General features: G+C 73.4%; 20 protein-coding genes. 10 read left to right on the forward strand and 10 right to left on the reverse strand.

Translation table 11 applies throughout. The annotated features are described in order from the left end of the window. The first annotated feature begins 16 nt into the window (after positions 1-16). Together G5C62_RS04820 and G5C62_RS04825 are read left to right on the forward strand one after the other, a co-directional pair. Positions 17-1192, forward strand: coding sequence for an acyl-CoA dehydrogenase family protein (locus G5C62_RS04820; RefSeq protein ID WP_206330463.1), 1176 nt, complete (start codon positions 17-19; stop codon positions 1190-1192). Positions 1193-1340: 148 nt separating this feature from the next. Then, positions 1341-1610 (forward strand): DUF2277 domain-containing protein, encoded by a 270-nt coding sequence (locus G5C62_RS04825; protein WP_036335883.1) that lies wholly within the window; start codon positions 1341-1343, stop codon positions 1608-1610. Here the strand turns inward: G5C62_RS04825 and ilvA are convergent. The 3 genes from ilvA to G5C62_RS04840 are packed head-to-tail and all read right to left on the reverse strand — an operon-like array spanning position 1607 to position 3383. Next, on the reverse strand, positions 1607-2866 hold the full coding sequence (ilvA, locus tag G5C62_RS04830; RefSeq protein ID WP_036335882.1) for a threonine ammonia-lyase IlvA: 1260 nt from the start codon (positions 2864-2866) through the stop codon (positions 1607-1609). The two genes, G5C62_RS04825 and ilvA, sit on opposite strands and share 4 nt — an antisense overlap. 38 nt (positions 2867-2904) lie before the next feature. Continuing rightward, on the reverse strand, positions 2905-3111 hold the full coding sequence (locus tag G5C62_RS04835) for a hypothetical protein (RefSeq protein WP_164700109.1): 207 nt from the start codon (positions 3109-3111) through the stop codon (positions 2905-2907). Continuing rightward, positions 3111-3383, reverse strand: a complete 273-nt coding sequence (locus G5C62_RS04840) for a DUF4190 domain-containing protein (protein WP_164700108.1) — start codon at positions 3381-3383, stop codon at positions 3111-3113. Before G5C62_RS04840 ends, G5C62_RS04835 begins: the two co-directional genes overlap by 1 nt. A gap of 142 nt (positions 3384-3525) precedes the next feature. Here G5C62_RS04840 and G5C62_RS04845 point away from each other — a divergent pair, with 142 nt between their 5' ends. The 3 genes from G5C62_RS04845 to G5C62_RS29000 are packed head-to-tail and all read left to right on the forward strand — an operon-like array spanning position 3526 to position 5428. After that, the gene (locus G5C62_RS04845; protein WP_164700107.1) at positions 3526-4761 is read left to right on the forward strand and encodes a sensor histidine kinase; all 1236 of its coding nucleotides are present in this window, start codon (positions 3526-3528) and stop codon (positions 4759-4761) included. Beyond that, on the forward strand, positions 4758-5177 hold the full coding sequence (locus G5C62_RS28995) for a response regulator transcription factor (protein WP_346774112.1): 420 nt from the start codon (positions 4758-4760) through the stop codon (positions 5175-5177). The genes G5C62_RS04845 and G5C62_RS28995 overlap by 4 nt, the downstream gene beginning before the upstream one ends. Beyond that, positions 5147-5428, forward strand: a complete 282-nt coding sequence (locus G5C62_RS29000) for a response regulator transcription factor (RefSeq protein WP_346774111.1) — start codon at positions 5147-5149, stop codon at positions 5426-5428. Before G5C62_RS28995 ends, G5C62_RS29000 begins: the two co-directional genes overlap by 31 nt. Before the next feature lie 22 nt (positions 5429-5450). Here the strand turns inward: G5C62_RS29000 and G5C62_RS04855 are convergent, their stop codons facing one another. Continuing rightward, entirely contained in the window at positions 5451-6371 is a 921-nt protein-coding gene (locus G5C62_RS04855; RefSeq protein ID WP_164700106.1) for an SDR family oxidoreductase, read from the reverse strand. A 113-nt stretch (positions 6372-6484) separates the two neighbouring features. On the opposite strand from G5C62_RS04855, the gene G5C62_RS04860 reads away from it, so the two are divergent. Then, complete coding sequence (locus tag G5C62_RS04860; protein WP_164700105.1) at positions 6485-9859, forward strand: pyruvate carboxylase; 3375 nt, start codon at positions 6485-6487, stop codon at positions 9857-9859. 57 nt (positions 9860-9916) lie between these two features. On the opposite strand, the gene G5C62_RS04865 is transcribed toward G5C62_RS04860, so the two are convergent. After that, positions 9917-10681 carry an SDR family NAD(P)-dependent oxidoreductase gene (locus G5C62_RS04865; RefSeq protein WP_164700104.1) on the reverse strand — a complete coding sequence of 255 codons (765 nt, stop codon included), beginning with the start codon at positions 10679-10681 and terminating at the stop codon, positions 9917-9919. A 116-nt stretch (positions 10682-10797) separates the two neighbouring features. Here G5C62_RS04865 and nhaA point away from each other — a divergent pair, with 116 nt between their 5' ends. From nhaA to G5C62_RS04880, 3 genes are all read left to right on the forward strand, one after another. Then, positions 10798-13455 carry a Na+/H+ antiporter NhaA gene (gene nhaA / locus G5C62_RS04870; protein WP_164700103.1) on the forward strand — a complete coding sequence of 886 codons (2658 nt, stop codon included), beginning with the start codon at positions 10798-10800 and terminating at the stop codon, positions 13453-13455. After that, positions 13452-14447, forward strand: coding sequence for a DUF2332 domain-containing protein (locus tag G5C62_RS04875; RefSeq protein ID WP_164700102.1), 996 nt, complete (start codon positions 13452-13454; stop codon positions 14445-14447). The genes nhaA and G5C62_RS04875 overlap by 4 nt, the downstream gene beginning before the upstream one ends. A gap of 454 nt (positions 14448-14901) precedes the next feature. Next, on the forward strand, positions 14902-15519 hold the full coding sequence (locus tag G5C62_RS04880) for a hypothetical protein (protein WP_164700101.1): 618 nt from the start codon (positions 14902-14904) through the stop codon (positions 15517-15519). Between the two features lie 682 nt (positions 15520-16201). Here G5C62_RS04880 and G5C62_RS04885 read toward each other — a convergent pair. The 3 genes from G5C62_RS04885 to G5C62_RS04895 all read right to left on the reverse strand — a co-directional run bounded on the left by G5C62_RS04885 (position 16202) and on the right by G5C62_RS04895 (position 19213). Next, positions 16202-17200, reverse strand: a complete 999-nt coding sequence (locus G5C62_RS04885) for a hypothetical protein (protein WP_164700100.1) — start codon at positions 17198-17200, stop codon at positions 16202-16204. A 325-nt stretch (positions 17201-17525) separates the two neighbouring features. After that, positions 17526-18788, reverse strand: a complete 1263-nt coding sequence (locus G5C62_RS04890) for a glutathionylspermidine synthase family protein (RefSeq protein WP_164700099.1) — start codon at positions 18786-18788, stop codon at positions 17526-17528. Further along, positions 18785-19213 carry a hypothetical protein gene (locus G5C62_RS04895; RefSeq protein WP_156119136.1) on the reverse strand — a complete coding sequence of 143 codons (429 nt, stop codon included), beginning with the start codon at positions 19211-19213 and terminating at the stop codon, positions 18785-18787. The genes G5C62_RS04890 and G5C62_RS04895 overlap by 4 nt, the downstream gene beginning before the upstream one ends. Positions 19214-19378: 165 nt before the next feature. Here G5C62_RS04895 and G5C62_RS04900 point away from each other — a divergent pair, with 165 nt between their 5' ends. Further along, a complete protein-coding gene (locus G5C62_RS04900; RefSeq protein ID WP_164700098.1) occupies positions 19379-20167 on the forward strand; it encodes an alpha/beta fold hydrolase in 789 nt (262 codons plus the stop codon). 11 nt (positions 20168-20178) lie between these two features. Here G5C62_RS04900 and G5C62_RS04905 read toward each other — a convergent pair whose 3' ends face one another. Next, positions 20179-20631, reverse strand: coding sequence for a nuclear transport factor 2 family protein (locus tag G5C62_RS04905; protein ID WP_164700097.1), 453 nt, complete (start codon positions 20629-20631; stop codon positions 20179-20181). A 26-nt stretch (positions 20632-20657) separates the two neighbouring features. After that, positions 20658-20931: DUF2237 family protein (locus tag G5C62_RS04910; RefSeq protein ID WP_164700096.1), on the reverse strand; the 274-nt coding region annotated here is incomplete at its 5' end.

Raw genomic sequence — 20931 nt, forward strand, 5'->3', positions numbered from 1 at the left:
CGTGCCCGTCCGTCGCCTGGTCCCCACGCAGGAGGCCGCCGACCTGCTCGACCTCACCCGGCAGCTGGCCCGCGACGAGCTCGCGCCCCGGGCCGCCGCGGCGGAGGCGGCCGAGGAGTTCCCCCGCGACGTCTTCCGCACCCTGGGCCGGGCCGGGCTGCTGGGCCTGCCCTACGCCGAGGAGCTGGGCGGCGGGGGGCAGCCCTACGAGGTGTACCTGCAGGTGCTCGAGGAGATCGCGGCCGCCTGGGCCAGCGTCGGCGTGGGGGTGAGCGTGCACGGGCTGTCCTGCTTCGGGCTCGCCACCCGGGGCACGCCCGAGCAGCAGCAGTGGCTGCCGGAGATGCTGGGCGGCGAACTGCTCGGCGCCTACTGCCTCTCCGAGCCGCACGCCGGCTCCGACCCCGCGGCGATGCGCACCCGCGCCGTCCGGGACGGCGACTCCTACGTGCTCACCGGCGAGAAGGCCTGGACCACCCACGGCGGGCACGCCGACTTCTACAAGGTCATAGCCCGCACCTCCGACGACGGCGCGCGCGGCATCTCCTGCTTCCTCGTGCCCGCCGACAGCGACGGGCTGTCCGCCGACACCGCCGAGCGCAAGATGGGGCTGACCGGCTCGACCACGGCGACCATGCGGTTCGAGGGCGTGCGCATCGACGCCGACCGCCGGCTGGGCGAGGAGGGCGAGGGGCTGTCGATCGCCCTCGCCGGGCTGGACGCCGGCCGGCTGGGGATCGCCGCCGTCGCCACCGGCCTGGCCCAGGGCGCGCTGGACGACGCGGTCGCCTACGCCCAGGAACGGGAGACCTTCGGCAAGCCGATCATCGAGCACCAGGGCCTGGGCTTCCTGCTCGCCGACATGGCCGCCGCCGTCGAGACCGCGCGGGCGACGTACCTGTCCGCGGCCCGGCTGCGCGACGCCGGCCAGCCCTACGGCCAGCAGGCCTCGATCGCCAAGCTGGTGGCCACGGACAACGCGATGAAGGTGACCACCGACGCCGTCCAGGTGCTGGGCGGGTACGGCTACACCCGCGACTTCCCGGTCGAGCGGTACATGCGCGAGGCCAAGGTCATGCAGATCTTCGAGGGCACCAACCAGATCCAGCGCCTGGTGATCAGCCGCGCCCTGGCCCGCGGCGGCGCCCCCACCACCACCGTCGTCCCCCAGGGGCCTCGCCTCGTCGAGTGACAGTCGAGCGGGCATCCGCCCGCCGGGAAGCCCGTTCAGCTGCCACTCGGCGTCGAGCGGGGCCGAGTGGGGCCAAAACCGCGACTTTGGCCCCCGGCCACCAAAATGGCCATTTTGGTGGTCGGGGGGCGGGCCTACGCTGCCGGGCATGTGTCGGAACATCCACGTCCTGCACAACCTGGAGCCCGCCACCACCTCCGACGAGGTCCGGGCGGCGGCGCTGCAGTACGTGCGCAAGGTGAGCGGGTCGACCAAGCCCTCCCAGGCCAACCAGGCGGCGTTCGACCGGGCGGTCGAGGAGATCGCGCACGCGACCGAGCACCTGCTCGCCGACCTGGTCACCACCGCCCCGCCCAAGGACCGCGAGGTGCTCGCCGCGCAGGCCCGCGAGCGCGCCGCCGCCCGCTACGGCCGCTAGACCAGGAAGCGGTAGGCGGTCGTGCCGGGGGCGAGGTGCTGGATCTTGAGCGGGCCCGCCTCGATCCGAGCCAGCAGCGGCGCCAGGCCCGCGACGCTGCCCAGCTCGATGCCGGTCAGCGCCGCCCCGGTCTCCCGGTTGTCCCGCTTGACGTACTCGAACAGCACGATGTCGTCGTCCGGGCCGAGCACCTCGTCGAGGAACCGGCGCAGCGCCCCCGGCTCCTGCGGGAACTCGACCAGGAAGTAGTGCTTGAGCCCGCGGTGCACCAGTGACCGCTCGACCACCTCGGCGTACCGGCTGACGTCGTTGTTGCCGCCCGACAGCAGGACGACGACGGTCTGGCCGGGCTCGACGAGCACCGAACCGCCGGTCAGCGCGGCGCTGGCCAGGGCGCCGGCGGGCTCGGCGATCACCCCGTCGACCTGGTAGAGGTCGAGCATCTCGGTGCAGACCTGCCCCTCGGGCACCGTCACCAGCTCCGCACCCGAGTCGCGCACCAGCGGGAACGTCACGTCACCGGCCCGGCGCACCGACGCGCCGTCGACGAAGGTGTCGATCTCGGCCAGCTCCACCGGCCGGCCCGCGGCCAGTGCCGCGGCCATGTTCGCCGCCCCGGCAGGTTCGACCCCCACCAGCCGGACGCCGGGCGCGTGCTCGCGCAGCCAGGTGCCGCAGCCGGCCAGCAGCCCGCCGCCACCGACCGGCAGGACGACGACGTCCGGCGGGCTGTCCAGCTGCTCCAGCAGCTCCAGGGCGACGGTGGCCTGGCCCGCGACGGTCGACAGCGCGTCGAAGGCGGGCACCAGGGTCGCCCCGGTCATCGTGGCGTGCTCGGTCGCGGCGGCCGCTGCGTCGTCGTAGGTGTCGCCGTGGACGACGAGCTCGACCATGTCCCCGCCGAGCGCGGCGATCCGCTGCCGCTTCTGCCGCGGCGTCGTCCCGGGCACGAAGACCCGGCCCCGGACGCCGAGCACCCGGCAGGCGTAGGCGACGCCCTGGCCGTGGTTGCCGGCGCTGGCGGTGACCGCGCCGGCGGCCCGCCCGGCGGCGTCCAGCTGGCTGATCGTGTTGTAGGCGCCGCGCACCTTGTACGAGCGGCCGACCTGCAGGTCCTCGCGCTTGACCCACACGGCGGCGCCGGTGAGCTCGGACAGCCGGGCGTTGCGCTGCAGCGGCGTCCGCTCGGCGACCCCGGCCAGCCGGCTGGCGGCGGCGGTGACCTCGGCGGAGAAGGCGGTGCGGAGGGAGGTCACCGGGCCATCCTCCCCGACGTCCCGCCGGTGCCGGGCGGTCAGTACCGGCTGCCCGCTCCCGCGTGCCCACTGGCGGTGACGACCAGGGCTGCGCACTCGCCGAGCCCCGGCCGGCCGAGCGGGCGACGGCGCGGCGGGCGGCGGCGAGGGTGGTGCCGCTGCTGCCGGGCCTCCTCGGCGAGCTGGCGGGCGGCCAGGACGCTGGCGCTCTCGGCGCCGCTCCAGGCCGCGTCGTACCCGGCCATCAGGAGCCGGCGCCGAAGGCGGCCCAGAGGACCAGCCCGACGACCGCGACCACCTGCAGCAGCGAGACGGTCATCCCGGCGAGGGCGAGACCGCGGCCGCGGGTGCCGTCCCGGCGGGTGTTGCGCAGGCCCAGGGCGCTGAAGACGATGCCGAGCGGGAAGAGGGCGAAGGCGAAGACCAGACCGAGGACGGCCATGGCGTCGGTGCCCACGGCGCGGACGGGCCAGTTCTCCGGGTCGAGGTGGACGGTGGACGTCTGCGTGTCGTGCATGGCACGAGCCTGTCCGGCGCCGGGGGTGCGGGCATCGCCCGTAGGTACACGGCTCTCTGCTACGAAAGTCGCAGGTCATCGGCCCATTCCTCAGCCCGTCGGGGGACGTCGCGGAGCCGGATGATCTCTAGGCTCACTGCCCGTGGAGACGGGTGACGGGTCGGTGGTCGAGGTGGCCGGTGGCCGCCGGTGGCCCTGGGCGCGGCTGCGCGACCTGGCCTTCGTGGCGCTCGGTGTGCTCGGGGCGGCCACCCTGGTCATCGGTGAGGGGCCCGTGGCGGACATCCCCAGCTGGACGTGGCTGCAGGTCCTGGGCACGCTGACGGTCGCCGTCGCCCTGTGGTGGCGCCGGCGGTACCCGGTGCACGTGGCGCTGCTGGGCTGCGTCGTCGTGGCCGTGGGGGGCCCGTGGCTGCCGCTCTGGCTGGCCCTGTTGACCGTGGCCATCCGGCACCGCGACCGGTGGCTGGCGCTGGTGGTGGCCGCGGCGCTGGTCGCCCTGGTGGTGAACGGCGCGACCGAGATCGGGCTCGACCTGGTGTTCGCCGATCCCCTGTACGCCGTCGTCACGGCGGCCTTCGCGGTGGTCATGATCGGGTTCCCGGCGCTGCTGGGTGCCTACCTCGGTGCCCGCCGCGACCTGGTCCAGTCGCTGCAGGAGCGGGTCGCCCAGACCCAGGCCGAGCAGCGGCTGCGCGTCGAGCAGACCCGGCAGGCCGAGCGCACCCGCATCGCCCGGGAGATGCACGACGTGCTGGCGCACCGCATGTCCCTGGTGGCGCTGCACGCCGGCGGCCTGGAGGTGAACCCGGCGGCCGGCCCGGCGGAGGTCGAGGAGTCGGCCGCGCTCATCCGCACGACCGCTCGGCAGGCCCTGGAGGAGCTCCGCACGGTCCTGGGGGTCCTGCGCGCCGACACCACCCTGCCCGAGCCGGTCGACCCGGCGGAGGCGGAGTTGCTGCCGCAGCCCACCCTGGCCGACGTCGACCGGCTGGTCCGGGCCAGCGCCGAGGCAGGTGTCGCCGTGCAGCTGCACACCGACCTGCCGACCGGGCAGACCCCGCCCCCGCTGGTCGGCCGCACCGCGCACCGGGTCGTGCGGGAGGCCCTCACGAACGTGCACAAGCACGCCGCCGGTGGCACGGCCACGGTGCTGCTGGCCGGGGAGCCGGGCGGCGGCCTGCAGGTGCGGGTGCACAACAGCGCCCCGGCGACGGCGGCGGCACCGTTGGTGCCCGGGGCCGGCCCGGGGTTGCTGGGGCTGCGGGAACGGGTGGAGCTGGTGGGTGGCCGGCTCAGCACGGGAGCGCAGCCCGACGGCTTCCTGGTGCACGCCGACCTGCCCTGGCCCGATCGAGGAGACGGAGACCTCACATGAGCGGGTCGGCAGCCGAGCCCGTGCGCCTGTTGCTGGTCGACGACGACGCGCTGGTGCGCGCCGGTCTGCGCGCCGTCCTGGCCAGCGCCCCGGACCTGCGCGTGGTCGGTGAGGCCGGGGACGGCGCGGACGCGATCGACGCCGTGCTGCGCCACCGGCCGGACGTCGTGCTGATGGACGTGCGGATGCCGCGGATGGACGGGCTGGCCGCCACGGCCGCGCTCACCGCCCGCCCCGACGCCCCCCGCGTGCTGGTGCTGACCACCTTCGACCTGGACGAGCACGTCTTCGGTGCGCTGCAGGCCGGGGCCAGCGGCTTCCTGCGAAGGACACGCCACCGCGGGAGCTGGTCCAGGCGGTCCGGGTGGTCGCCGCCGGTGAGGCCATGCTCTCCCCGACCGCCACCCGGCGGCTGATCACCCGCTACACCGACACGGGCGCCGACGTCCGCCGCCAGGAGGCGCGGGGGCGGATCGAGACCCTCACCGACCGGGAGCGCGAGGTGCTGCTGGCCGTGGGGCGGGGCCTGTCCAACGCCGAGATCGGCAAGGAGCTGTTCCTCAGCGAGGCCACGGTGAAGTCCCACGTGTCGCGGGTCTTCACCAAGCTGGGCACGGCCAACCGCGTCCAGGTGGCGATCCTGGCGCACGTCGCCGGGCTCCTCTGACCGGGCCGGGTGACCAGGGGCGTCAGATGCCCCGGAAGCGGCCCCGCGTCGACTCCTTCTCCGGCACCGGCGCGAAGACGTTGCCGGTCGTCGGCGCCACCGAGTCGCGGGCCATGCCGAAGACCTTGAGCAGCGGGCCGACCAGGGCGTCGTACACCGGCGGGAACAGTCGGAACCCGGCGATGATCACCGGGTTGGCGAAGCCGGACTGCTTGAGCCGGCGCGGGGCGGACACCCGGTCGAGCACGGCCCGAGCGACCCGCTCCGGCGTGTAGACCGGCGGCGGCGGGTGCCCGGTGTTGCCCAGCACGGTGGCGGCCTGGCCGTAGATCGGCGTGGTCGTGCCACCCGGGGCGACAGCGGAGACGTGCACGTCGGGCAGTTCGCGCAACTCCTGCTGCAGGGTGCGGATCAACCCGAGCTGGCCCCACTTGGCGGCCACGTAGGCGCCCATCGTGGGGGCGGTGATCGAGGCGAGCAGCGAGCTGACGACGACGACGTGCCCGCGCCGCTGGGCCCGCAGCACCGGCAGGACGGCCTGGACGACGTTGAAGGTGCCCTGGACGGCGGTGTCGACCACGCGCTGGAAGACGGCGGGGTCCATGTCCTCGATCCGGCCGTAGGCCATCACGGTGGCGGAGTGGACGACGACGTCCAGCCGGCCGAAGGTGCCCGTCGCGCGGTCGACGGCGGACCGTACGGCCGGGGCGTCCAGGACGTCGGCCGGCACGCACTCGACCGCCGGGGCGCCGGCGGCCCGGCAGTCGGCCGCGGCCTCGGCGAGCGCGGTGGCGCTGCGGGACACCAGCACGAGGGAGGCGCCACGTCGGGCGAACCCGATCGCGCTGGCCCGGCCGATGCCGCTGGAGGCGCCGGTGACGAGCACGACCTCCGTGAGCTCGCGGGCGGAGGAGAGGTCGTCTGCCGGGGTCTGGGCGGTCACGCCCGGGGGGCTACCCAGTGCTGCGCCGGGCACGCACGTTGTGCACAACGGGAGCACCGGGTGGCCGGGTGCGCCGCTAGCGTCGGCCCCCCACCGACCCGAGAGGGGCACCCGTGTTCGACAAGGTCCTGGTCGCCAACCGCGGCGAGATCGCCGTGCGCGCCTTCCGCGCCGCCTACGAGCTGGGCGCCGGGACGGTCGCCGTCTTCCCCCACGAGGACCGGAACTCCGTCCACCGGCTCAAGGCCGACGAGAGCTACGAGATCGGCGAGCCCGGCCACCCGGTGCGGGCCTACCTCGACGTCGCCGAGATCGTCCGGGCCGCCCAGCGGGCCGGTGCCGACGCCGTCTACCCCGGCTACGGCTTCCTGTCGGAGAACCCCGACCTGGCCGAGGCGTGCGCGCGGGCCGGGATCACCTTCGTCGGCCCGAGCGCCGCCGTCCTGGAGCTGACCGGGGACAAGTCCCGGGCGATCGCCGCGGCCCGCGAGGCCGGGCTGCCGGTGCTGCAGGGCACCGAGCCCAGCGACGACGTCGACACCCTGCTGGCCGCCGCGGACGCGATCGAGGGCCCGGTCTTCGTCAAGGCCGTCGCCGGTGGTGGCGGGCGCGGCATGCGCCGGGTCGAGCAGCGCGACCAGCTGCGCAGCGCGATCGAGGCGGCGATGCGGGAGGCGGAGTCGGCGTTCGGGGACGCGACGGTCTTCCTCGAGCAGGCGGTGATCGACCCCCGGCACATCGAGGTGCAGATCCTGGCCGACGGGCAGGGGAACGTCATCCACCTGTACGAGCGCGACTGCTCGGTGCAGCGCCGGCACCAGAAGGTCATCGAGATCGCCCCGGCGCCGAACCTGGACCCGGCCCTGCGCGAGCGGATCTGTGCCGACGCCGTCGCCTTCGCCAGGCAGATCGGCTACAGCTGCGCGGGCACGGTGGAGTTCCTGGTCGATCGCGAGGGCCGGCACGTCTTCATCGAGATGAACCCGCGGATCCAGGTCGAGCACACGGTCACCGAGGAGGTCACCGACGTCGACCTGGTGGGCAGCCAGCTGCGCATCGCGGCCGGAGAGACCCTCGCCGACCTGGGGCTGACCCAGGAGTCGATCGTGCTCCGCGGGGCGGCGCTGCAGACCCGGATCACCACCGAGGACCCGGCCAACGGCTTCCGCCCGGACACCGGCCGGATCACCGCCTACCGCTCGCCCGGCGGCGCCGGCGTGCGGCTGGACGGCGCCGCCACCCTGGGCGCCGAGGTGGGCGCGCACTTCGACTCGATGCTGGTCAAGCTCACCTGCCGCGGCCGGACCTGGGACATCGCGGTGGCCCGGGCCCGCCGGGCGGTGGCGGAGTTCCGGATCCGCGGCGTGTCGACCAACATCCCGTTCCTGCAGGCGGTGCTGGACGACCCGGACTTCCAGGCCGGCCGGGTGACGACGTCGTTCATCGAGGAGCGGCCCGAGCTGCTCACCGCCCGCAGTTCCGCCGACCGTGGCACCAAGATGCTCACCTACCTGGCCGACGTCACGGTCAACGCCCCGCACGGTGAGCGCCCGCACCTGGTCGACCCGGTGCAGAAGCTCCCGCGGCTGGACCTGGCGCTGCACCCACTGGACGGCTCCCGGGACCGGCTGCGCGAGCTGGGGCCCGAGCGGTTCGCCGCAGACCTGCGCGCGCAGAAGGCCCTCGCCGTCACCGACACCACCTTCCGGGACGCGCACCAGTCGCTGCTGGCCACCCGGGTGCGCACCAAGGACCTGCTGGCCGTGGCCGGGCACGTGGCCCGGGCGACCCCGCAGCTGCTGTCGATCGAGGCCTGGGGCGGGGCGACCTACGACGTCGCGCTGCGGTTCCTGCACGAGGACCCGTGGGAGCGGCTGGCCGCGCTGCGCGAAGCGGTGCCCAACATCTGCCTGCAGATGCTGCTGCGCGGCCGCAACACCGTCGGCTACACCCCCTACCCGGAGCAGGTGACGACGACGTTCGTCGCCGAGGCGGCGCGCACCGGCATCGACGTCTTCCGGGTGTTCGACGCGCTCAACGACGTCAGTCAGATGCGCCCGGCGATCGACGCCGTCCGGGAGACCGGGACGGCGATCGCCGAGGTCGCGCTCTGCTACACCGCCGACCTGTCGGACCCTGCTGAGCGGCTGTACGACCTCGACTACCACCTGCGCCTCGCCGAGCAGATCGTCGAGGCCGGGGCGCACGTGCTGGCGATCAAGGACATGGCCGGGCTGCTCCGCCCGCCGGCGGCGGCCACCCTGGTCACCGCGCTGCGCGAGCGGTTCGACCTGCCGGTGCACCTGCACACCCACGACACCCCCGGCGGGCAGCTGGCCACGCTGATGGCGGCCTGGCAGGCCGGGGTGGACGCGGTGGACGGCGCCAGCGCGGCGCTGGCCGGGACGACGTCGCAGCCGGCACTGAGCAGCATCGTCGCCGCCACCGACCACACCGAGCGGGCCACCGGCCTGGACCTGACCGCGGTCAACGACCTGGAGCCGTACTGGGAGTCGGTGCGCCGGGTCTACGCGCCGTTCGAGTCCGGGCTGCCGGCCCCGACCGGGCGGGTCTACACCCACGAGATCCCCGGCGGGCAGCTGTCCAACCTGCGCCAGCAGGCGATCGCCCTCGGGTTGGGGCAGCGGTTCGAGGAGGTCGAGGCGATGTACGCCGCGGCCGACCGGCTGCTCGGCCGGCTGGTCAAGGTCACCCCGTCGTCGAAGGCGGTCGGCGACCTGGCGCTGCAGCTGGTCGGCGCGGGGGTGGACGTCGAGGAGTTCGCGACCGACCCGGGGCGCTTCGACCTGCCCGACTCGGTGGTCGGGTTCCTCCGCGGCGAGCTGGGCGACCCGCCCGGTGGCTGGCCGGAGCCGTTCCGGTCACGCGCCCTGGAGGGACGGCGCCCGGCCGAGCCGCCCGCGGAGCTCTCGGACGACGACCTCGACGCTCTGGCGAAGGAACCGCGGTCGACGCTGAACCGGCTGCTGTTCCCCGGCCCGACCAAGGAGTTCACCGAGCACCGGGACGCCTACGGGGACACCTCGGTGCTGCCGAGCAAGGAGTTCCTCTACGGCCTGCGCCAGGGGGTCGAGCACTCGGTCGACCTGGAACCCGGCGTCCGGCTGCTCATCGCGATCGAGGCGATCTCCGACGCCGACGAGCGGGGGATGCGCACGGTGATGTGCACGCTCAACGGCCAGCTCCGGCCGGTGTCGGTGCGGGACCGGTCCGTCACGTCCGACGTCCAGCCCACCGAGAAGGCCGACCGCAGCGACCCCGGGCAGGTGGCCGCACCGTTCGCCGGGGTGGTCAGCCTGTCCGTCGCCGAGGGCGACACCGTGGAGGCGGGCGCGCAGCTGGCCACCATCGAGGCGATGAAGATGGAGGCCGCGATCACCGCGCCGCGGGCCGGCACGGTCTCCCGGGTGGCGATCAGCGCCGTCCAGCAGGTCGAGGGCGGCGACCTGCTCGTCGTCCTGGGTTAGGCCCCTTCCAAAGGCTCGCCCCGAGCTCGCGCGAGGTGAGGAGGACGGGGTCCTTCTTCAGCGGGCGGTCCAGCCGCCGTCCACGGTCAGGGTGTGGCCGGTGACCAGCGAGGCGGCGGGGGAGGCGAGGAAGGCCACCGCGGTGGCGACCTCCTCCGGCCGGCCGATCCGGTGCAGCGCGGCGATCCGGTCGACGACGTCGGCCCGGAACGCCGGGTCGGACAGCGCCGGCTCGGTGCCCGGCGTCTCGATGAAGGTCGGCGCCACCGCGTTCACCCGGATGCCCAGCTCGCCCCACTCGACGGCCAGGCACCGGGTCAGGTGGATGACGGCGGCCTTGGCGGTGCAGTAGGCGGACTCGCCGGGCAGCGCGACCAACCCGGCCTGCGAGGCGACGTTGACGATGGCCCCGCCGCCGGCCCGGGCCATGTGCCGGGCGGCGTGCTGGGAGAGGAAGAACGTCGAGCGGGTGTTGCGGGACCAGACGGCGTCGAAGTCCGCCTCGGTCAGCTCCAGCGCCGAGGCCATCACCCCGCCGCCGGCGTTGTTGACCAGCACGTCGACCGACCCGAGCTCGTCGACCACCCGGTCGATCGCCGCCCGGCTCCGGTCCAGGTCGGTGACGTCCATCGGGACGGCGACCACCCGGCGTCCGAGCGCGGCGATCTCCCCGGTGAGCCCGCCGTCGGAGGCGACGTCCCGGAGCCCCAGACCGACGTCGGCGCCGGTCGACGCGAGCTCCAGGGCGATCGCCCGGCCGATCCCCCGCGCTGCCCCGGTGACCACCGCGACCTTGCCCTCGAGAGCTCCGTGGTCCGCCATGTCGGTCCTCCTGCTGGTCCGTGCCGCCGCACGGTCGTCCGGCGGGCAGGCCGGTTCCGCCGGACGGGTCGTCCGGCGGATTCCGCGCCGTCACATCGGCAGGGTAGGAACAGCGCGTGACGTCCCCGTCCCGCACCTCCAGCCGAGCCTCCCGAACCGGTCACCTGCTCGCCCAGCTGTCCACCCCGGCCCGCCGGTTCCTGCAGACCGAGGCGTCCAGCGCGGCGCTGCTCGTCGTCGGCACCCTGCTCGCGCTGCTGTGGGCCAACTCCCCGTGGGGCGACTCCTACGAGCGGGTGTGGCACACCGAGCTCAGCCTGGAACTGGGCTCCATGGCCGTCGCCATGGACCTGCGGCACTGGGTCAACGACGGCCTGATGGTGTTCTTCTTCTTCCTCATCGGCATGGAGGTGCGCCGCGAGCTGTCGATGGGGGAGCTGACCCAGCGCAGTCGGCTCTCGGTGCCGGCGCTCGGCGCGGTCGCCGGGCTGGTGGTGCCCGCGGGGCTCTACCTCGCGATCAACGCCGGTGGCCCCGGCGCGCAGGGCTGGGGCATCCCGATGGCCACCGACACCGCCTTCGTCCTCGGTGCCCTGGCGCTGGTCGGCTCCCGCTGCCCCACCCAGCTGCGGGTCTTCCTGCTCTCGCTGTCCGTCGTCGACGACATCGGGGCGCTCACCGTGATCGCGGTCTTCTACTCCGACGACATCGACCTCGTCGCCCTCGGCGTCGCCGCGCTGTGCGTGGTCGCCTTCGGGCTGCTCACCCGGCTGAAGGTGTGGCGCGGGCCGGCCTACTTCGCCGTCGGCGTGGTGATGTGGCTGGCGATGCACGCCTCGGGGGTGCACGCCACCATCGGCGGCGTCGTCCTGGGCCTGCTGGTCAGCGCCTACCGGCCGCGCCGGGACGAGGTGGAGTCCGCCGGCACGCTCGCCCGCGCCTTCCGGCAGGCCCCCGACGTCGCTCTCGCCCGACGGGCGAAGCTCTCGGTGGAGCGGGCGATCTCGCCGAACGAGCGGATCGGCGCGCTGCTGGTGCCGTGGAGCGGGTACGTCGTCGTCCCGGTGTTCGCGCTGGCCAACGCGGGGGTGCAGTTCAACACCGAGCTGCTGGACCGCGCGCTCACCTCCCCGATCACGATCGGCGTCTTCGTCGGCCTGGTCGTCGGCAAGTTCGTCGGCATCGGGCTGGCGTCCACGCTCGCCGTCCGGTTCGGGATGGGCTCGCTGCCGCCCGGGGTGTCGCTGGCCAGCGTGTGGGGCGGGGCGGCGTTGTCCGGCTTGGGCTTCACCGTGTCGCTGTTCGTCGCCGACCTGGCCTTCGACGACGCGGTGCTGCGCGAGGAGGCGATGGTCGGCGTCCTGGCCGCGGGCGTGGTGGCGGCAGCGCTGGGCGCGGTCTGGTTCTGGGCGCTGGGACGACGTCAGCCCCAGGTGGCCAGCGCCGGGCCCCGGCAGCTGGACTCGCCGGTCGACCCGGAGGTCGACCACCTCCGCGGCCCGGTCGACGCGCCGCTGACCCTGGTCGAGTACGGCGACGTCGAGTGCCCGTTCTGCGGCCGGGCGAGCGGGGTGGTCGAGGAGCTGCGCCGCCGGTTCGGCGACGACCTGCGCTACGTCTTCCGGCACCTGCCGCTGCCCGACGTCCACCCGCACGCAGAGCTCGCCGCCGAGGCCACCGAGGCCGCCGGTGCCCAGGGCGCCTTCTGGGCGATGCACGACCGGCTCTTCGCCCACCAGGACCAGCTCGAGGCCGACCAGCTGCTCGACCACGCCGCCGCGCTCGGGCTGGACCTCGGCCGCTTCGCCGAGGAGCTGGGCAGCGGCACGCACGCGGCCCGGGTCCGCGCCGACGTCGCCGGTGCGGAGGCCAGCGGGGTGCAGGGCACCCCGACGTTCTTCGTCAACGGCGTCGGGCACGACGGCCCGACCACCACCGAGGCGCTCGCCGCCGCACTGGTCACCTCCGACCCGCGCGGGCCCGGCCACGGCAGCCTGCTCCCGTCGGCCGAGCTGGTCACCCCGGCACGGTCGTCGGTCACCCTCTCCCCGGCCGCCCAGCTGCCCGCGATCGACGTGCTGCCGGGCGAGCGTCTCGCCGAGACGCCGGAGGACGGCGCCTCGCCACGGCTGTCCGACGTGCACACCGCCGTGCTGCGGCGGGTGGGGCGCCGGCTGAGCACCACCCGCGGGCAGGTGCTGCTGCGCTCGGGGCAGGCGGAGTTCGACTTCTTCGTCGTCCTCGCCGGCACCGTCGCGGTGGTCGAGGGGCCGCTGGACGGCGGCCCGGACGGCGGCAAGCGGGTCGTGGCGGTCCACGGCCCGGGGCGGTTCCTGGGCGGGCTGAACATGCTGGCCGGGCAGCGGCCGGTGCGCTCGCTGGTGGCCGCCGAGGACGGCGAGGTGCTGGTGCTCAGCCTGGAGCAGCTGCGCGCCGTCTTCACCCGCGACCGGGGACTGGCCGACGTCATCACCCGGTCGTTCCTGCTGCGCCGGGCGATGCTCATCGGGCAGGCGAGCGGGCTGCGGGTGGTCGGTGACCGGCGCTGGCCGGCCAGCACGGAGCTGCGAGCCCAGCTGGCCGAGGACGGGGTCCCGCACACCTGGCTGGACCCGGCCGAGGACGACGCCGCCGCCCGGCTGCTCGCCGAGCTCGGGGTCGAGGAGGCGGATGCGCCGGTGGTGCTCACCCCCGACGGCCGGGTGCTGGTGGAGCCGACCCGCGACGACCTGGCCCGCTTCGCCACCGCCCCGCGCGACCTGACCACCACATGAGGTCGCTGGACGAGGAGCTGACCGACCTGGCCGACCACTACCGGTGGTTCGCCCAGGTGGAGGCCGCGCCGGTCTCCCCGCGGTACGCCGAGCTCGCTGCCGAGGTCGCCGAGGACGCCGAGGTGCTGGACTTCCTGGGCACCCTGCCGCGGCCGAAGCGGCAGGCCAACCTGCTGCTCGGGGCGCTGCAGTACCTGCACGGCGGCCCGCCGGCCGACGGCGGGCAGCTGCGCGAGCGGGTCACCGGCGACGCCGACCGGCTGCGGGCGACGATGCTGGCCCGGGCCACCCAGACCAACGAGGCCGCCCGCTGCGCGGCCCTGCTGCCGGTGCTGGCCGGCCTGCCGGGGCCGCTGGCGCTGATCGAGGTGGGCGCGTCGGCCGGGCTGTGCCTGTACCCGGACCGCTACGGCTACGAGTACTCCGGGGTCCGGGTCGGCCCGCCCAGCACTGTGCAGCTGCGGTGCACGGTGACCGGGCGCGGGCCGGTGCCGACCGAGGTGCCACCCGTGGTCCGCCGGGCCGGCATCGACGTGAACCCGCTCGACCCCGCGGACCCCGACGACGTCGCCTGGCTGCAGGCGCTGATCTGGCCGGGCATGGACGAGCGACGCGACCGGCTCACCGCCGCCGCCGCGATCGCCGCCCGGGAACCGGCCGAGATCCGGCAGGGCGACCTGGTCGAGCAGCTGCCCGGGCTGGTTGCCGCGATGCCGGCGGAGGCCACCGTCGTCGTCTTCCACACCGCGGTGCTGGCCTATCTGCCGGCGGCCGCGAAGCAGGCGTTCACCGAGCTGGTCACCGGGCTGCCGGTGCGCTGGGTCTCCCAGGAGGGCGTGGGCGTGCTGCCCGCCGTCCGGGCGCGGTTGACCGAGCCGCCGGCCCCGGAGGAGGCCCGGTTCCTGCTGGCCCTCGACGGCGAGCCACTGGCGTACACCGCCGCCCACGGCGGCCGCATCGACTGGCTCCTCTCCGCGGCTGCCCACACCTGAATCGCGCGACCGTGACCCCACGAACTTTTGGTCGCCGACTGCGGACGGGCGAGCATGCGGAGCGGGCACGTCAAGCGGCCAGCCCGCGGTGGCTCAGTGAGCGCTGCGAGCTCACCGCATAGCTGCGGATGCTGGCTCTGGTCGGTCATGCCGCCCGGCGCTGGGAACCCCCAAGCGGCTCCAGCTACGCATGTTCAGCACCGCTGGACGCCTGGCCCGCAGCGGCCGGCGCACCGTGCTGCACCTGAACAGCACCGGCCGCTGGCCAGCCTGCTCGTCAACGAGGTCACAACGCTACGGGCGCCCCCGCGCTCGCCACCTGACCCAGCACCCCGCCCCGACGACAGCACCGCCCGGCCCGTGGACCCGGCGCCCACCTGGGGCTAGCGACTCGATCTTTTCGTCGACTGGCAGCGGTGGCCAGCGAGGCCCACCATGCACGGGACCTTAGATTGTGAGCAGTCTTGAGCCGGAGGTCGGTGTGACGGAACCGCGCTACCGGGCGACCGAGTCAGGCCTAAAGCTTGAGCGCGCAGTGCGCGCTGTCGAAGCTGTCATCGACGGACTGGACCCTTCCGACGATGCGCTCGATCAAGCCCTAGATGCAATCATTGAAGCCCTCGAGTCTTTGCTAACTCACGAGTTGCGGGAGGGGATGCTCACCTTCCAGCCCACTCTAGATTTGGCTACTGCCGCCTCACGCTTGTTTGACAGCAGGTCCAGGCAAGTGCTGGCGCAGCTCGAATGGCGGCCCCCGCCGAAGGCCCAGACGATCCTCAGCAACACTAGGGGTGCAATTTCAAGGGCGCATCTCAAGGCTACGGACGTCACCGTGGCGCGAAATCAGCTCAAGGAGCTGCTTGGGCGGCTAGTGCAGATAAGAACTGCGCGACCCAAGAAGGACAAGCAGGCGGCTGTTACTAAAACCCGTGAAGGACTGCTGTACCTGACGGTCTACCTGGCGGGTGTTGGCCAAGAAGCTTTCGGTTCCGTAATCGGAGATTGGCTCGGCATGATAAGAAGGGCCGTTGAGCCGATCGGCCTTCCGCCCGGGACCATCGGCATCGCCTGACGGTCTGAATAGGGCATGGCCCGGCCAGTGACACTCGCGTAGCGCAGGCCAGTAGACGACCAGGTCGATTGCGCCAGAACCAGGCACTCCTTTTGGCGCACCTCCCTCATCACGAGGCCAATGGGGCGACCAGATCCGCCGCCCGCGATCGGCAATACCGCGCCGGGAAGCGCAAGGGCGGTACGCAACATCGACTCAGCGACTCCAGGCTCACTGGCATGTTCGGGCGGTCTCGCCTCGTCGGCGACAACTATCAGGTGCCGACCGTCATATGGCTGAGCCAGCAGCGGTGTTGAAGACTCCATGGTGCACTGCCGACTCCTGGCCGACGTTGCGCCTGCGCCAACGTCGGGTCTTGGTCGAGCTCGGAGCAGACAGGCTGTTCCCGCCCGTCGCCGGCTCCGCGTGGACCGCGGGCTCGGCTACAGTGAACTTGTGTAGTGGGCGGTGGTTTGCGCTCCGCGTTCCGCTGCTTCACGTCGTCGTGATGGCCCGTACTCAGCGTGTGCAGCCTTTCGCGGGGGCCGCGGCCTGCTCCGGCATCAGCCCGATCTGTCCGAGGTAGGCCGCGATGTCCATGTGCACCTTTCGGCGATCTTTCCGCCGCGAAGCCTGCCGAAGGTGACCACCGGGATGCGGCGACGCCTCACCCGGATTTATCGACGCATTCCCGTGATCTATCTCAAGGCTGAAGCGACGGCTTCCATGTCTCGAATTCTGGGGTCGCAGCCGGCCGCCAGACGATCTCGAAAGCGTCGGCGGATTCGCTCGCCCGTCCGGCATCGGAGTCGTAACCACCCGTGTACCACGCGACCCAGTGCAGCTCCTCCTTCGGGAGCACGACATCCAGGACGTACCTGTCCCCATGCTCCGCATAGAAGTCCTCGATGGTGGAGAAGGCTTCCATTTCGGCCACTTCCCGGTCGGTGACGACCTGCACGATGAGGTTGGCCGTGCTCCGGGTGTGTGCGACATCCTCGAAGATCATCCGCACCTGGTCCTTGTACTCATCCGTCGAGTAGTCGAACCGGCTCGTGTACACCCAGATCTGGTCCAGCTCGGCCGGACCCAGGTCCTCGTCGATCGCGACGATCTCGTACTGCGGCCCCTGATAGGCATACGTCGCGCCTACGGGCTCACTCCCCAGCGCGGCCTGACTCGGCACCTCGACCGGAACGTCACTCGGCACGGCTGCGGGCTCGGTCGCTGGCGCGGCCGAACCGTTCGTGCCGCCACTGGCCTGGTTCGCGACGACCATGCCCACGACGACCGTCAGCACAACGAGGCCGCCTAACACGGCCAGCAGGAGCTGCTGCGTCCTCGGCCTCAGACGGCCGAAGCCGGCCCAGTGCGTGGCAATGAACGCCAGGAGTTGCTGCCAGGGACCCTTCGGCTTCACGCGACGGAAGGTCAGCTCGGTCCGCAGTGCTCCCTGGCGTTGGCTGTCGAGTTCCCAGCCGGCTTCCTGCCACTTCGCGATCGTCCTGGATACGTTGCCGCGGATCGCCTGCGCCGACGTGAACTCGTACCGCACGCCGTCGCCGCCCGTGGGGTCCCCAGGTACTTCATCGATCGCATCGCCCGCGGCCGCGTCGGGACGCGTGGGCCTTCGGACTGTTGTCCCGTGATCGGTCGTCGACGACATCTCGCTCCTCTGGAGAACCGGCAGCATCCGCGCCACCGACGACCTTCCCAGCGGGCTGTGTTCAACTTCGGGAGGCAGGGGCCGGGTCCGCCCCCTGCGCCTCGTGCACCGCGCCCGTCACTCGTGGGATCCCTGGCCCACCTCGATGGGGGCGCGGCGCCCTTTCTGTCGGTATGCGGGTTGACAGTCCCCCCGACGACGTCCCGACTTCGGTGATGTCAACACCTGACCGACCATCGAACCCTTTCCTGCGGATGAATCATGCAACCTGTGTGCTCCGCCGATGTTCGAGCTGCGGGTGCCTCTGCCTGACGTCGTGCCCTTGAAGGCGTGCCCACTCGAACCGAGACGGCAGTCGGACTCAGGCCGACCAGGTGGTGTTCGGTGGGCGGCGGAAGTCGATGGTGTGCGGCACGAAGTAGGACAGGTCGTCGGTGATCAGCCCGTCGGACTCCCGGATGCCCAGGCCCGCCGCCTCCCCGTCGACCACCCAGGCGCCGAGCACCGGGTGGTGCGGGCCGTCGGGGCCGGCGAAGTCCGGCAGCGCGCACAGCTGCTGCACGACCCACCCCTCCGCGCCGTACCTCCCGCCGAGCGAGGCCAGCGGCGCGCCGCCGGGGGCGAACAGCTCGACGTTGTTGCCCTCCCGGCCGAACAGCGGCTTGCGGGCGTACCCGGTGCGCTCCAGCTCGGCCGCGCGCGGGTCGTCGGCGAAGTAGGCGGGGAGCAGGTGCTTGGCGATCACCGGGTCGTCGGCGTAGCGCTGCCAGAGCACCGGCAGCAGCCCCTTGTTCGACCACAGCATCTTCCAGATCGGCTCGATCCAGGTCGTGCCGTCGGGGGTCCACAGGTCGGCGATCACCGAGGGGCCGTAGGCGTCGTCGAGCAGCCACTCCCAGGGGTAGAGCTTGAAGACGACGTCGATCCGGTTGCCCTTGCCGTCGTAGAACCGGGCGTCGCCGGTGTCCAGGGCCAGCTCCTCGGTGGTCAGCACCACCGTCTCGTAGCCGGCCCGCTGGACGGTGTCGGCCAGGTAGGCCACCGTCATCCAGTCCTCACCGCTGCGGTCGCCCTCGGTCCAGGCCAGGTGCACCCGGGGACGGCGGCCGTGCTCGGCCTCCCAGCGGGACAGGTTGCGCCGCCAGGCGTCCACCAGCCGGTCGTCGAGCTGGTTCCACTGGTCGCGGCCCTGGCCGGTCTCCAGGTGCCAGGCCCACTGCACGACCGCGGCCTCGACCAGGGAGGTCGGGGTGTCGGCGTTGAACTCCAGCAGCTTCGGCGCGCCCTCGCCGTCCCACCACAGGTCGAAGCGGCCGTAGACGCTGGGCGGCTCGGACTCCCAGGTGGCCTTGATGACCTCCCGGGCGTCGTGCGGGATCCGCATCCGGTCCAGCAGCCGTTCGTCGGCCAGCGCCACGTCGCCGGCCTCCACGCAGGCGGCGAAGAGCTGGTCGGTGACGTCGGCGAGGTGGTCGATCTCGGCGGAGGTGAAGTCGTAGAAGACGTCCTCGCGCCAGTACGAGCGGGTCTCACCGCCGGGGACCGTCGTCTTGTTGTAGACCAGCCCCTGGCTCTCGATCTCGGCCTCCCAGCCGAGCCGGGCCGTGCCGTAGAGCCGCCTCACGAGCCGACGCTCCCGCTCCCGACCCGGCCCGAGCCGATGCCGCCGGAGATCCGGGTGCCGGAGGTGACCCGGCCGCTGCCGGGCAGCCCGGCCCGGGACCGCGCCGTGGTGTCGGCGGGGTTCACCCGGGTCGCCGCGCCGGTGTACTGCTGCGGGATGGTCTGGCCGACCGCGTACCGGTTGCCGCCGAAGCCGCCCAGCAGGAAGAAGTAGGGCACCCCGCCGATGAAGCCGCCGTTGCGCTCGGCCTCCTCGCACTGCTCCTCGTCGACGACCTGGTCCTGCTCGTCGACGCAGTAGACCCGCTCGGCCTCCTGCTCGTCCTCACCTGCGACGCCGCAGGCGGACAGGAAGCCCATCGCCGCCCCGGTCAGGCTGACCGTGCCGATCGCCGCCCGCACCCGGTTGCTCCTCGACGTGCTCACCGTCCGCGCTCCTCACCTGGGCGTCCACCGTGTCCCCGGACCGCACATGCTGTCGGACCCGGCGTCCTGCCCTGCACCCGACCCCTCGCATCATCCCCGGATCCGCAGCCCAGGCGGCGTCCGCCGCACGCGGGTGCCGGACCGGGGCGGGGGTAGGGGCCGGGGATGGACCTCGCAGCGCACCGGACCGGTTCCGGCGACCCCTTCGTCCTCGTGCACGGGCTGGGTGGTTCGTGGCGCTCCTGGGACCCGGTGCTCCCCGGCCTGGCCGCGGCGCGCGAGGTGGTGGCCGTGGACCTGCCCGGCTTCGCCGGCGACACCCCACCGCTGGCCGACCCCGGCTTCGGCTCGCTGACCGACGCGGTGGCCGACTGGCTGCGGGCCGAGGGGCTGGCCGACGCTCCGCTGGTCGGCAGCTCGCTCGGCGCCCGGATGGTGCTGGAGCTGTCCCGGCGAGGGCTGGGCGGGGACGCCGTGGCCCTCGACCCGGGCGGGTTCTGGACCGACCGGGAGGCCGCGGTGTTCCTGGCCAGCCTGCGCGCCTCGATCGCGCTGGTCCGCCGGATCCGGCCGGCGCTCCCCGCCGTGCTGGGCAACCCGGCCGGGCGGACGGCGCTGCTGGCCCAGTTCTCCGCCCGCCCGTGGGCCCTGGACGGCGAGGTGGTGACCCGTGAGCTCACCGGGTACGCGGACTCGCCGTCCTTCGACGCCGTGCTCACCGACCTCGCCCGCGGGCCCCGCCAGCAGGGTGCCCCGGCCGGGTCGCTGCCCGGCCGGCTGACCATCGGCTGGGGACGGCGAGACCGGGTGACCCTGGCCCGCCAGGCGGCGCGGGCGCTGGCGGCCTTCCCCGACGCCGAGCTGCACTGGTTCGACGGCTCCGGTCACTTCCCGATGTGGGACGTGCCCGGCGAGACCGTCGCCCTGGTGCTCGCCGCGACCGCGCGCCGCTGACAGTCGGTGGCTCAGTGCAGCGGGACCTCCGGCTCGTCCGGCGTGCGGGGGCCGGTCAGCCGCCGCTCGGCCTCGGTGATCGGGACGTCGTTGATGCTGGCCTCCCGCCGTCGCATCAGCCCGTGCCCGTCGAACTCCCAGTTCTCGTTGCCGTAGCTGCGCCACCACTGCCCGTCGGCGTCGTGCCACTCGTACTGGAACCGGACGGCGATCCGGTCGTCGGTGAACGCCCACAGCGACTTGCGCAGCACGTAGTCCAGCTCGCGGGCCCACTTGGCGGTGAGGAAGTCGACGATCTCGGCGCGGCCGGTGACGAAGGTGTCCCGGTTCCGCCACACCGAGTCCTCGGTGTAGGCCAGTGACACCCGCTCGGGGTCCCGGCTGTTCCAGGCGTCCTCGGCGGCCTGCACCTTCGCGGCGGCGGTCTCGGCGGTGAACGGGGGCAGCGGCGGGCGGTCGGTCACCCGCCCATCCTGGCCCGGGCTGCAGCTCAGAGCGAGGAGAGGTCGTCCGGGACGTCGACGGCCTGGGACCGCAGCGCCTCCAGCGGCACCACCTCCAGGGCGCGGGCGTTGGTCGCGGCCAGCACCACCCCGGCCGGTGCGCCCGCCTGGAGCGCCTGGAGCCAGCGGACGGCGACCATGCACCAGCGGTCGCCGGGGCGCAGCCCGGGGAAGTCGTACTCCGGGCGTGGGGTGACCAGGTCGTTGCCCAGCTCGCGCTGCATCTCCAGGAACTCGGCGGAGACCACGGCACAGACCGTG

The organism is Modestobacter sp. KNN46-3 (assembly GCF_011039295.1).

Bases quoted from the DNA above. Each gene is read 5' to 3' on its own strand.
- G5C62_RS04900 (WP_164700098.1), top strand. From the start codon at position 19,379: ATGGACCTCGCAGCGCACCGGACCGGTTCCGGCGACCCCTTCGTCCTC.
- G5C62_RS04835 (WP_164700109.1), bottom strand. From the start codon at position 3,111: ATGGCCGGGTACGACGCGGCCTGGAGCGGCGCCGAGAGCGCCAGCGTC.
- G5C62_RS04865 (WP_164700104.1), bottom strand. From the start codon at position 10,681: ATGGCGGACCACGGAGCTCTCGAGGGCAAGGTCGCGGTGGTCACCGGG.
- G5C62_RS04875 (WP_164700102.1), top strand. From the start codon at position 13,452: ATGAGGTCGCTGGACGAGGAGCTGACCGACCTGGCCGACCACTACCGG.
- G5C62_RS28995 (WP_346774112.1), top strand. From the start codon at position 4,758: ATGAGCGGGTCGGCAGCCGAGCCCGTGCGCCTGTTGCTGGTCGACGAC.
- G5C62_RS29000 (WP_346774111.1), top strand. From the start codon at position 5,147: ATGCTCTCCCCGACCGCCACCCGGCGGCTGATCACCCGCTACACCGAC.
- G5C62_RS04825 (WP_036335883.1), top strand. From the start codon at position 1,341: ATGTGTCGGAACATCCACGTCCTGCACAACCTGGAGCCCGCCACCACC.
- G5C62_RS04840 (WP_164700108.1), bottom strand. From the start codon at position 3,383: ATGCACGACACGCAGACGTCCACCGTCCACCTCGACCCGGAGAACTGG.